This window comes from Bartonella birtlesii IBS 325 (assembly GCF_000273375.1).
GTDB classification, from domain to species: Bacteria; Pseudomonadota; Alphaproteobacteria; order Rhizobiales; family Rhizobiaceae; genus Bartonella; species Bartonella birtlesii.
Map to the genome: position 1 here is coordinate 941,527 of NZ_CM001557.1, position 13,171 is coordinate 954,697.

General features: G+C 35.7%; 6 protein-coding genes and 3 pseudogenes. 5 read left to right on the forward strand and 4 right to left on the reverse strand.

Features of this window, described 5'->3' with window-relative positions:
* Nucleotides 1–35 precede the first annotated feature (35 nt).
* The 3 genes and pseudogenes from ispH to rnhA all read left to right on the forward strand — a co-directional run bounded on the left by ispH (nt 36) and on the right by rnhA (nt 2,528).
* A complete protein-coding gene (ispH, locus tag QWU_RS04670) occupies nt 36–1,097 on the forward strand; it encodes a 4-hydroxy-3-methylbut-2-enyl diphosphate reductase (protein ID WP_006589198.1) in 1,062 nt (353 codons plus the stop codon).
* Nucleotides 1,097–2,055 (forward strand): annotated as a pseudogene (locus QWU_RS09110) (homoserine kinase). The gene ispH and the pseudogene QWU_RS09110 overlap by 1 nt, the downstream one beginning before the upstream one ends.
* A gap of 5 nt (nt 2,056–2,060) precedes the next feature.
* On the forward strand, nt 2,061–2,528 hold the full coding sequence (gene rnhA / locus QWU_RS04680) for a ribonuclease HI (RefSeq protein WP_006589200.1): 468 nt from the start codon (nt 2,061–2,063) through the stop codon (nt 2,526–2,528).
* Between the two features lie 399 nt (nt 2,529–2,927).
* Here rnhA and QWU_RS09115 read toward each other — a convergent pair.
* Nucleotides 2,928–3,778, reverse strand: a pseudogene (locus QWU_RS09115) (protein-disulfide reductase DsbD domain-containing protein).
* A gap of 71 nt (nt 3,779–3,849) precedes the next feature.
* On the opposite strand from QWU_RS09115, the gene QWU_RS04690 reads away from it, so the two are divergent.
* Complete coding sequence (locus QWU_RS04690; protein ID WP_006589202.1) at nt 3,850–4,434, forward strand: YqgE/AlgH family protein; 585 nt, start codon at nt 3,850–3,852, stop codon at nt 4,432–4,434.
* A gap of 38 nt (nt 4,435–4,472) precedes the next feature.
* Here the strand turns inward: QWU_RS04690 and QWU_RS04695 are convergent, their stop codons facing one another.
* The 3 genes from QWU_RS04695 to thrC form a co-directional block, all read right to left on the reverse strand.
* A complete protein-coding gene (locus QWU_RS04695) occupies nt 4,473–7,364 on the reverse strand; it encodes an EAL domain-containing protein (protein WP_006589203.1) in 2,892 nt (963 codons plus the stop codon).
* Between the two features lie 439 nt (nt 7,365–7,803).
* A complete protein-coding gene (locus tag QWU_RS04700) occupies nt 7,804–9,078 on the reverse strand; it encodes a M16 family metallopeptidase (protein ID WP_006589204.1) in 1,275 nt (424 codons plus the stop codon).
* A gap of 84 nt (nt 9,079–9,162) precedes the next feature.
* The gene (gene thrC / locus QWU_RS04705) at nt 9,163–10,560 is read right to left on the reverse strand and encodes a threonine synthase (RefSeq protein ID WP_006589205.1); all 1,398 of its coding nucleotides are present in this window, start codon (nt 10,558–10,560) and stop codon (nt 9,163–9,165) included.
* 722 nt (nt 10,561–11,282) lie between these two features.
* On the opposite strand from thrC, the pseudogene QWU_RS10330 reads away from it, so the two are divergent.
* Nucleotides 11,283–11,956 (forward strand): annotated as a pseudogene (locus QWU_RS10330) (integrase); the annotation flags it as partial.
* Nucleotides 11,957–13,171 lie beyond the last annotated feature (1,215 nt).

Here is a 13,171-nt window from a genome sequence, read left to right on the forward strand (position 1 = left end):
AAAATATTTTTTTGAACATATGGTGAAAGTTAGAGATGTTTTTATCTGTACTTCCTCCTTTAACAATGCGTCTTTGTGGTCCACGTGGATTTTGTGCAGGAGTTGATCGTGCTATTCAGATTGTTCTTCTTGCTTTAAAAAAATATGGTCGGCCAGTGTATGTTCGTCATGAAATTGTACACAACCGCTATGTTGTTGAAGGATTACAACAACGCGGTGCTGTTTTTGTTGAAGAACTTAGTGAAATTCCGGAAAAACACCGTGGTCAACCTGTGGTATTTTCTGCCCATGGGGTGCCGAAGTCTGTACTAGCAGAGGCACGTCATTATAATTTGTTTTATCTCGATGCAACCTGCCCATTAGTTTCTAAAGTTCACAAACAAGCGATACGGCATCAACGTCATGGCCGTCACGTTATATTGATTGGCCATTCTGGCCATCCTGAGGTAATCGGAACAATGGGACAGCTTGAAAAGGGGAGTGTTACATTAATTGAAACCGTAAAAGATGCTTTACATTATCAACCAGATGATCCAGACAAATTAGGATTTGTAACGCAAACAACCCTTTCTGTTGAAGATACGGCGGAAGTTCTTGATATACTACACCGACGTTTTCCTACATTAGAGGCACCAGCTTCCGAATCAATTTGTTATGCTACAACGAATCGACAAGATGCTGTTAAGGCAGCAGCAAGGGGAAGTGATTTATTTTTGATTGTTGGAGCACCAAACTCTTCTAATTCGCGACGTTTGGTAGAGGTTGCTGAAAGGTTTGGTGCACGGCGGGCAGTTTTAGTTCAGCGTGCCGATGAAATAGATTTTGATCATCTGGGTGCTCTTTCTATTATAAGTCTTTCAGCGGGGGCTTCTGCTCCTGAAATTATTATTGATGAAATTATTTCAGTTTTTCGTAAGCGTTATGATGTTACAATAGAATTGGCAGAAACAGTAGTAGAAACGGAAACATTTTTAGTGAGTCGTGAATTACGTGATATCACTTTGACACCTCAAGATATGGCTTTTGTGAATGGTGGAGTTAAGACACTAAAAAATGAAAAACAAGGTGCAATCATGCCTATAACGAAAGCAAAATAATGGCAGTTTATACAGATATTCGACCAAGTGATTTGAAGATATTTTTGACACGTTATTCGGTAGGTTCACTTGTATCCTACCAAGGCATAGAAGAAGGGATAGAGAATTCTAATTTTATACTCCAGACAACAGAAGGAAAATTTATTCTCACACTTTATGAAAAACGTATTGCAAAAGATGATTTGCCTTTTTTTTCAGCCTTATGCAACATTTAAATCAACGTGGAATTCCTTGTCCTCAACTAGTAGCACAAAATGATGGAACAACAGTCGGTGAATTAGCAGGACGTCCTGCTGCTATTATTACTTTTCTGGAAGGAATGTGGATTCGCCAGCCTAATATATATCATTGTGGTGAAGTGGGAACGAGTTTAGCGCAGTTGCATTTAGCAGGACAGGATTTTACGCTCTGTCGTAAAAATACTCTTTCTATTATGAATTGGAAGCTATTATGGAAACATTGCCAAACAAGCAAAGATGCATCATTAAGAGAATTTGAACAAAAAATTGATATGGAATTGACTTTTTTGCAGGAAAATTGGCCGTCAAATTTACCAACCGGCATTATTCATGCTGATTTATTTAATGATAATGTGTTTTTTTTGAACCATCATCTTTCTGGTATTATAGATTTCTATTTTGCTTGTAATGATTTTTTGGCTTATGATTTAGCGATCTGCTTGAATGCTTGGTGTTTTGAACCGGACCATTCCTATAGCCTTACTAAAGCACGTAGACTTTTGGAAAATTATCAAAAAATAAGACCATTGCTTCTTGTAGAATTGGATGCGATGATTTTGTTGGCGCGTGGAGCATCTTTGCGTTTTTTACTTACGCGTCTTTATGATTGGTTTAATACACCATCAGAGAGCTTTGTCATTAAGAAAAACCCATGGGAATATTGGCACAAGCTTCGTTTTTTCAGTAAGATAGGTTCACTGAATGAATTGGGTTTTTGAATTGTATGTCAGATCAACAGAAAGTCGTTGAAATTTATACAGATGGTGCTTGTTCGGGTAATCCTGGAGTTGGCGGATGGGGAGCAATTCTACGCTGGAAAGGTTATGAACGTGAACTTTATGGTGGACAAGCGCATACCACTAATAATCAAATGGAACTAATGGCAGCAATTTGTGCATTGAAGGCGCTAAAACAATCCTGTTTTGTCGATCTTTATACGGATTCGGTTTATGTACGCAACGGTATCTCCACGTGGCTTGAAGGTTGGAAAAAAAATAATTGGCGTACTGTATCAAAAAATCCTGTAAAAAATATAGAGTTGTGGCAAGCTCTTGAAGAGGCTTGTTCTCATCATATTGTCAGATGGCATTGGGTGAAAGGACATGCAGGACATCCAGATAATGAGCGCGCAGATGCCCTGGCTCGGAAAGCAATTGTTGAATTGCGTGAAAAAGGATCCTTTTCAAAATAATTTTTTTACAAGCTTTATTCTTATCATAAGTAGAGAGAAGAGTTTGTTACATGTAAGATATTTTTCAATGTTCTCAAAGCATTATTCACGACACTTCTGCGCATGGTATAATATAAAATCTATTGCATATCACCACCTTTACGTTGATGAAGGCACAAACCACCATCATGCTATTTGTCAATTCAAAATGTTGCGATAACTTTTGACGCTTAAAGTGGTCCATAAAAGATGTTTTTTTCTTCAATCATTTTTGTTTATACGCCAACTTTGTTTATGATATACAAGCAAATAATTTTGATTGTTTCAATATAAGAAGGGTTAAAATTAAGAAAACCTTATCATATTCAGAGAAAATTTAAGTTAAATATAATAAATTATCATTATAAATCAATGCGTTGTCTATAAAAGTATAAATTTTCCACTGAAAGCATGATCTTTAAAAGAAATCGTATAAAAAATTGTATACTTTCCTTCATCTGGTATGAAATAAAGTGGTGCGCTAAAAAGTATATATTCTGCGTTTTCGCTTATTTTTTTTGCTGGACCAATTTGCATTTCGCCTCCATCCAAGAAAAGAGAAGAAGGTATGCTCTTATTGTAATTTTGTATTTTTATAAAGAGGGTATTCTTTTCTTTTTCAGCGCTTATTTTAAATCCATGATGTGTTGTACGAGGTAAGGCATCTTGAGCTTTTTTTAACAAAGAGAGAGGGAGATGTTTATTTTTTTGAACAGATGGAGAAAAATCAAAGTTAACAGTGAATGGAAGACAAATTTTATAGCATAATCCAAGCGTTAAAGAACCACTTAAATTTTTATTTGAATCAGAAATAGTGAAAGGCAACATCACTTTATCTTTATAGCCTAATGACCAGTCATTTTCTATTTCATAGAGCTGTGGTGTAGGATAAAAGATTTCATAAGAAACTTTTTGATTGAAATTAAAAAATGGTGCTATGCCTGAATTGCCTGGATTACGCCAATATGTTTTCCATCCTGGTTTCAAAACAATTTCAATAATACCGTCTCTTATTCCAGAAGGAGATGGTTTGGTAATAGCTAATCTGACACGGCCACCATCTGATTCATGCCAAGTCGTTGCAAAAAGATACGCTTCTTGTTTTATTTGAGCACTGACAGGGAGATTAAATAATTCTAAAAATATGGATGTTAAGATTAAAGTAACAAAATTTTTTTATAAAAGCAAATTACTATATTTTTTAAACTTGTAAATATTTGAATTTTTCTCATTGGAGCTTTATTTCCCTGTTGTACTAACTAAAGTGAATTTTATCATGTAAATTATGGAGAATAACAGATTGATGAAGCAGTTTAATAGCTTTTTAGGCGGACAATTACTCATAGCAATGCCAGGGATGAATGACAAACGCTTTATTCGTTCTGTTATTTATGTTTGTGCGCATTCTGATGCCGGTGCTATGGGAATTATTCTTAATCAATTGCACCATATTGATTTTCCAGAACTTTTACTTCATCTTGGAGTCATAAACAATGGTCAGAAAAAATGTCTTGCTGAACCAATAAAAAAGTTTCCCGTACGTTATGGTGGACCAGTTGATCCCGCACGTGGTTTTGTATTGCATTCCGATGATTATGCCTGTGAAGAAACAGTTTCTATTACAGATAAGGTTTGTTTCACTGCAACGATTGATATATTAAAAGCAATTAGTTGTGAGAAAGGCCCTCAACATGCTCTCATAGCATTAGGTTATGCTGGCTGGAAAGCCGGACAGCTCGAGGCAGAAATCTCTACAAATGGTTGGCTCATTAGCTCTACATCACCTAGTTTTCTTTTTGAAAGTGATTTAAGCCGTAAATATGATGAAAGCTTGGTTCGTATGGGGATCAATCCAGCCTATCTCGTTTCTGAAATGGGGCACGCGTAGAACTTCTTATTTTCTAGTTTTTTATTTCTTATAATGTTCTATCCATTATGTTGAATTGTATAAGGAAAGTGAGTTTGAACGAGAGTTATCAATTCTTCAATGGCAATTGGCTTTGTAACAAGTGTGCTTTGAACATATTTACAACCTTCTTGGCGGAGGAAGAGAGCTTCTTTTTCATTTTCGACGCCTTCTGCAATGATTTGTAAATTAAGATCTGTTGCCATGTTAATAATAGATTTGAGAACAAGCTTTTTCTTAGGAGAGTCGATTGAGATAAGTGAACGGTCTAATTTAACCATATCGAATGGATAACGTACGAGATAAGCAAGTGATGAATAACCTGTTCCAAAATTATCGAGTGCAAGATTCATTCCGAGAGCTTTAATTTGTTCAAGAAAATGTGCTGATTGTTCAGGATTTTTTCTTAAGACACATTCAGATATTTCTATCATCAAGCTTCCTTTTTTTAGTGGGTAGCGAAGCAAAGCAGAACGCAATTGACTAATGAAGCGAGGATGTACCATTTCTGTGCTTGGTAAATTAATAGAAATAAAAAAAGATTTTTGAGAAAATTTTTCTTGTACATTTGTAAGATCAATAACAGCATTATCAATGATAAATTGTGCTAAATCCATAACGATTTGTTCATTTTCTATGATCTTGATAAAATCAGAGATATTGAGATTTCCATAATTTGGATGATGCCATTCTACAATTGTTTCAAAACCAATAATGTGTCCATCCGATAAATTAAGAATGGGATGATAAAGGATTTTAATTTCATTACGTTTTATAGCATAATGAATGTCCTTTGCCATTGTATTATGTTCGATGCCTAAGGTACGAAAATTAGGGCGAAAAGGTTCAATATGGTTGCCACCCATTTGTTTTGCATAGATCATTGCCAGTTCACTATCATTTAGAATATCTTTAGCAGTTGATCTATTTTCGCTCCATGTAACCAATCCAATTGATGTTGAAAGTGTTATTTGTTGTTCTGTAAGTGAAATAGGTGCTGAGATTGTTTTATGCAGGTGATCTGCAAATGCAGCAATTTTCTGTGGTTCGGTCTCACTGAGTAAAATGATTGCAAAACGGTCTGCAGAAAGACGTGATAATGTATCTTGAAAATTAATAAGACGGCTTAAACGACGTGCTATAATGAGCAGCACGGTGTCACCAACAGCTATGCCTAATTTACGATTAATTTGACGAAAATTATCGAAGTCAATCATAAAGACAGTTGGTTTAATTTTGATATTTGCTTTAGTCAAAGAGGTATAGTTTTGGAGTCTGTCGAAGAAAATCTGTTGGTTAGGCAAACCCGTTAAGCTGTCGTGGATGGCATCATGCAATAAGCGTTCTTCGGATTTTTTATGATTGGTGATATTGACAATAGTACCAATGACACGTGTGATTTTTCCATCTTTTTGCATGGCAGGACGTGCACGAAGAGAAAACCAATGATAATAGCCACCACCAGAAGACAGTCGAAAAATTTGATCAATACGTCCTTTTTTATTTTTAAGAATGATATCCAATATGGCTTGAAAACGCTCACGATCATCATGGTGCAAGGCTGAAATCCAGTTGCGCATAGAACCATTGAGTTTATGGGATTCCGTGCCAAAAAGGGTCGCCATATTTGGGTGTACAACAATGCGGTCACGCTCAACATTCCAATCCCAAATAATATTTCCAGCTCCCTTTGCGGCAAGCACTTGTTGTTCAAGATCAGAAAATATTCCTTCATGGAAAGCATCATGAGAAAAAGTTTGTTGCATGACAGTGAAACTGATGAGAAGAACAATCAGCACGAGTCCTCCTGCTAATGCTGGCTGGATAATGTCATTGTTTAAATAGCCTGCTATGCAGGCATAAGTTCCAACACACCAGAAACTAATGAGCAACCATGTTGGAATAAGCATGATAGCACGGTCATAGCTTCGGAGTGAAAAGTAGCCGATTAAAATGATACCAAGCACAACAGTGAGGCCAAATGACAGACGGGCGATACCAGCAGCTCTAGCTGGATCATAAATAGCAAATGCTCCCAGACCACAAAAAGCAATGATCCATACAACAGCACCATAACTAAAATGATAATGCCAGCGGTTAAGACAGAGATAGGTAAAAAGAAAAAAGAAGAGTGTAGCAGTAAGTGCGACTTCTGTACCAGCGCGCCAGATTGGTTGTGTTGCGAGTGTTACAGCAAAGAATTTATTTAAAAAATTAAAATCAATGCCAATATAAAAGAGTACTGCCCATGCGACAGCAGCTGTTGCAGGAAAGAGTCCTGTTCCACGAACAACAAAAAGAACAGTTAACAAGAGTGCTAAAAGACCTGATATACCAAGAAGAATTCCATGGTAAAGCGTATAAGAATTAATGGAATCCTTATACGCTTCAGGCTGCCATAAATAAATTTGTGGTAGATTTGCAGAGTTAAGTTCAACAACAAACGTAACAACAGCACCAGGATTAAGTGTAATACGAAAGATATCAGAGTTTGCACTAGGCTGACGATCGAGAGAAAAACCTTCACTTGGAGTGATGGATTGAATTCGTGCTGATCCAAGATCTGGCCAAAAGAAGCCTGAATGAGCCATGCGATAATGTGGAGCAACGATAAGACGATCAATTTGTTCATCTGTTGGGTTTGCAAGAGAAAATACAGCCCAGTTTCCAGAAAAATTTTCACTTTTTGCCTGTACTTCAATGCGCCACACAATACCATCTGGTCCTGGGGCTGTACTTGTTTGAAAAATAGAGCTATTTGTGTGGTAAATTTCGATTGCTTTTGAAAGATCAAGGACTGCATCTTGAGAAGAAATTTTAACGGGCTCAATTGCCTGTGCTGACGTAAGTTGAACAAAAAAACTGATGACTACAATGAAAATAATTTCAATGATTTTACGCAGACTTTTCACAATTTCCCACTCTCAGCATTTTAGGATATTTAATTTTAATTTAGATTTTCGAGAAAAAACGTCCACCTTTTATAATTTCTGCTACATAACAAGCGGTTATTATTTTCTTTTGAAAAGTTATACTATTTTATAAAAAAAGAATTCTTCCCAAATTGCTCCAATAAAGCTTAAAGCTAATAGAAATTTACACTTTTTTAGGACAAAATAAAACTATGAGTTTGCAGATTTCATAGATATAGCTTTATCCATTAGATACTCTATCACACGAAGTAGGAGTTGAGTAGTTTTGTAGAGCTATTTGATAAATATTTCCCAAACTTATTTAGTGATAAAAACTTTTTTGGTAAATTTTATCATAAAATCTGCAGTATGCTGCTCCTTGTGAAGCAATTTTTATATATCCAATATTTACAAAAGAATTTAAAAAAATTTTGTTTTCTTATTTTATTTTGTATGAAAGAGTTGATTTTAAATCCTCAAAATTCATCAGGAGACCTACAGGACCAATGGCAGCCAACGTTGGAGTAGAATTGATAAAAATACGACGCGCTAAATCCTTTAACCTTGCAGGCGTAATAAGATCTAAACGTTCAATTGTTTCTGATATGGGAATTGGTCGACCATAAAGGAGCATCTGGCGGGCAATGAGATGTGCTTGACTACATGGATTTTCTCGCGATATTGTAAGATTAGCGCGATACTGCGTTTGTGCTCGTTGAAGTTCATTGGCATGAATATTTTTACTTATCTGAGAGAGCTCATCAAGAATTACGGGAAGTAGTTCTTTTTGTCCTTTTTGTCCGGTAGCGGCATGGATACCAAAGAGTCCGATATCTGACAATCCCCAATGAAAAGCATAAATAGAATAGCATAATCCACGTTTTTCTCGCACCTCTTGGAAAAGGCGTGATGACATGCCACCACCAAGAATAATGGAAAGAATTTGGGCAGCATAAAAGTCACGTGCATGATAAGCACGTCCTTCAAAACCTAGAACAATTTGTGTATCCATTAAATCGCGATACTCACGAAAATCACCCCCAACATAATTTGCAAGGTTGGTAAGGGGTGCAGTTGAATGGGGGCGAAAGGTGCCAAGACGGCTTTCAACTTCTCGCAAGAAATTTTCGTGTTGTACAGCTCCTGCGGCCACGATGATCATACGGTCTGCACTATATTGTTTATTCATAAAATTATGAAGGTCAGCAGATGTGAAGGATTGTATTGTTTTAGGGGTTCCTAAAATCGAACGACCAAGCGATTGATGACGAAAAGCTGTTTCAGTAAAGTGATCAAAAACAATGTCATCAGGAACATCATGAGCAGCACCAATTTCTTGAAGAATAACTTGTTTTTCTCGTTCTAATTCTTCTTCATCAAATTTTGAGTGCATCAAAATATCGGCTAAAATATCAATAGCAAGTGGGATATCGCTTTTGAGTACGCGAGCAAAATAGGCTGTTGTTTCAGTACTGGTGGCAGCGTTGATTTCACCTCCAACATCTTCAATATCCGTTGCAATTTGAAAGGCTGTACGATTTTCTGTCCCTTTGAAAGCCATATGTTCAAGAAGATGGGCGATACCATGTTGTGTAAAGGCTTCATTGCGTGAGCCAACTTTAATCCATATCCCGAGTGCCACACTGTCAATATGCTGCATTGTATGTGTGGCGAGAGTCAGGCCATTACTAAGACAACTAATATCTACACCCATGTGTTTACGACTCCATTAAACAGGCCCAATACCTCATTTCTAAGGGAATTGGAATATTGCTGATTTAAATTAATGCAACTAAATTCAATAAGATGCATGCGATTTTAAAGAAATGTAATCTTTGACTATTTTTTCATCATTAGCAAGATCTATAAAATGTTCTTTGCGTTCCATTAAATCGTTGAGACGAGGAGGCCATTGGGCATTAAGTCCACAGGCACTTTTGATGGCATCAGGAAATTTAGCAGGATGAGCAGTCGCAAGGACAATCATTGGAATGTGTGGTTGCTTGTTTTCGCGCGCCACTTTAAGCGCTACAGCGGTATGCGGATCAGCGAGATAGCCGCTTTCCTTATAAACGCTGTTAATTGTTTGTGCTGTCTCGGCTATGCTACTTTTCCCAGCAGAAAAGAGAGAGGATATATTTTTGAGCTGTTTTTCATTGAGATTAAAATATCCTGTTTTTTTCAAGTTTTCCATAGCATTGCGAATCCATAATGGATCACGATTACCACTTTCAAACAGTAAGCGTTCAAAATTAGAAGAGATTTGAATATCCATAGAAGGTGATGTTGTGTGGGTTATAGGTTGTGTTTCATAAATACCGTTTTTCAATGTGCGTACAAGGATATCATTATCATTTGTTGCAATGACCAGTTTGGCGATGGGTAATCCCATACGTGCAGCGACATAACCTGCAAAAATATCACCGAAGTTTCCAGTAGGAACAGTAAATGAGACAGCTCTATCAGGAGCACCTAGAGAAAGTGCAGATGAAAAATAATAAACAATTTGCGCCATGATACGCGCCCAATTTATCGAATTAACTCCTGAAAGTGCTTTTTGCTGACGGAAAGTGTGATCATTAAACATTGCTTTAACAAGCGCTTGGCAATCATCAAAATTTCCTTCAATGGCGATAGCATGAACATTTACATTTTTATGGGTTGTCATTTGCCTCTGTTGAACAGGTGATACGCGTCCTTTAGGAAACAAAATAAAAACGTCGGAATATTTTCTTCCAGCAAAGGCTTGTACTGCAGCGCCACCTGTATCACCTGATGTGGCAGCAATAATCGTTGCGCGTCTGTTTTTTTTAGTCAGAATATAATCCATCAGTCGAGAAAGAAACTGCATTGCAACATCTTTAAATGCTAAAGTGGGGCCGTGAAAAAGTTCAAGAACAAATTCATTTGTTCCAGTTTGCAGTAACGGACAGACCGCTGGATGATGAAAGGTTGCATAAGATTCAGCAATCATATTTTCAAAAGCTGTGTATTCAATTTCATTATTAACAAAGGGCCAAAGAAGTGTTTTAGCAATTGTTATATAGGATTGGCCGCGGAGTGCTCGTAATGCATCGAATGATAATTGGGGAAATTTTTCTGGAAGATAAAGTCCACCATCATTAGCTAGCCCAGTCATAACAGTTTCCGTAAAACCTAAAGCAGGAGCCTCACCTCTCGTGCTGATATATCTCATACATCTTTCCCTTCGTTTATTTTTGGTAAATTGATGAGGTTATTTATTTCATGTTTTTAATAATATTTAAATTATTAAATGAAAAAAACTTTGTTTTGTTCTTCTTAATACAGAATGAAAAGAAACAACCTTAACGATTCCTTTTTGAAATATAAATACTCACAGAAAGCTTATTATACTGGAGAGATTTTTTTGTTATTCATTAAATTAATTTTACAATCTGTATTCATTTATGCAATTTCCTAAATGATAAGGTTAATACATAAGACGGTATTTATTTAAGCCTCCTCACGCAAAGACACAATTGCTTATGCTTTTAATCTTTTAATAACGATCAAACTCTCTAAAATAAATACTTAAATGATATAGTCTGAATGCAGATTGAGAGATTTATAAGGTGATTTCATGGCATTTCATCTTTAAGTGTATATCTGGGGCATTTTTTCTATATTATCGGTTTTTATATTAATACGTATTATATCTATGTTCTGCAATGTTATTGGTAATGAAGAAAATACAAAAAAGTAGTTTATCTCTCATCTATATGGTGAAATATTGATTTACAAAAATAATTAATTGTTTTGCATGTTGAATGAGAGTCTCGGATATCATCAGATTCTCCTATTCCAAGTCTGTTTATCTTAAATCAATCAAAACCATTCTCTTGCGTATCATAAGCAGGATGTATGTATAGATAAAGACTGTACAAGAAAGGACTAAAAATACCTCTTGTAAACCGTCCTAATGCAAGGGATGTCGGCAACATTGGGGGCTGGCAAATATAATGATAGTGCAAGCTTGTTGTTTCATTAAGCGTAAAGATAGGGGTGTTCAATGACTTTATTGTTATACTATTCATGGGTGCTACCGCGAAATGGGGGTAGGTGCATTGCGAAATGTTTCTTAAAAGAAAGCCCGTAAATGTATAAACCAATGGCGTTCTGTTTTGTATGAGGGGCGTGGTCTCATTAAGGAACGCAATAAACAAAAGCGTGTGGCAATGTATAATCTCTATTATTTAAAAGATATTGCCTTAGATGCTTTTGAAAGCCGTAAAGCTGAATTAAACAGTAATAGTAAGAATAGGAACTGGTTTTTACCTTGTAAAACTTCATACTCTTCCAAAGTTAGATCGTCTTCTTATTTCAGAGATTACACAAACAGAGATATGCAATACTCTTACCCCTATTTGTTATACAAAAGCTGTAACAGCTGTTAGAGCTCTTATCGCCTTAATACTTAATATTTGTCTCAAATATGCTGCTGCGTTAGGGTTGAATGTTGATTTTACAAGCAACAAAAAAGCGCGCGCTCTCTTAGGCAAAAAACGCCATAAAACCACGATAAACCAGTTATAGATTGGAGAGATATGCTGGCTTTTTACAAAGTACAATGCTCATGTGAGTGGTGGGCGCTTGCGTTCATGATGATGCCTATATTTATGATCATGTCCATGTTTTTTATGATGCTGTGGTGTTTAGTTACGCAAGGATTTATGGGCGTGCCAAGTTTTTTGGTTTTTCTCACATGCATAGCCATGCAAAAATTTATTAATTATGCTGTTATTAATGGTTGTACAAAGATTTATGGCACTGCTGGTGTTGGTAGATCTTCTGAGGTTTATGGCTTTGTCTATAGGAATGCCAAGATCTCATATTGTGCTAAGGTTTGGGGAGAAGGCATATGGCAATACAAAACTCAACAAAAAAAGCAAAGTAAAATTGATTCCCAAAAAGAGAATTTAAAAAAGAAAGCCATGCTAAGTCATATAATGCGGCTTTTAAATGTCTATTCTCATAATAACGTCTACAATTAGAGTAATGAGCCACATATATACAAAACGTATCATATTGCAAGTCCTTTATTCTATTGATTAAAATTTATCAAAAGGAATGTAAATGATGGGTATGATCTTGATATTATTCATTAGCATGAGAGAGACTTTGTTATGGTTATCAAGCGCAATAATAACGTCCTCATATTTGAGGCGATTTATTTGAAACAAGGCGCATTATTAAAATACTAAGCTCAAAATCGAGCGGAGTGGATTGAAATAATTTAAATTCTAAAATCAAAATGTATCAAAACGTTTGGTAGCTTTATCAATCCAATCAAAAGTAAATGCATATTAAGTAAATATCTGAAAAACATTCTTTTTATGTTTGCAAGCATTGGTTTTCAAAACAACCTCTTATAAGATAAAAGCAGTGTTTTTTACAAATATAAGGCTTGAAGATTTGCTCTGTTATTAAATCTATAGCTGAGGTTTACTCAAAAGAAAAAATTCTCTTAAAGCAAATGAAAGGATAATAAGCTTATAATTGTGATAAAACATCAGTTTCAAATATTTCTTATAGAGATCTCATTTATGGTTCTAAACGTTTAAAAGTTCATTTAGAGAGGCTCTCATAAATATCTTTTCATTTTGTTCCCAAACGTAACCTCTTGACAAATTAGCCAGTTCAATTTTGAGTTGGCAAAATCAACCAATCCAGTTTTTGGTTTGTTAACTTTAAAATAGAGCATTCTTTAAACAATATCATTTTTGTCTTAAATTGAGTAAAATCCCATACCTTTGTGATATGATACAATCCTTTTGAAATTCATCTGC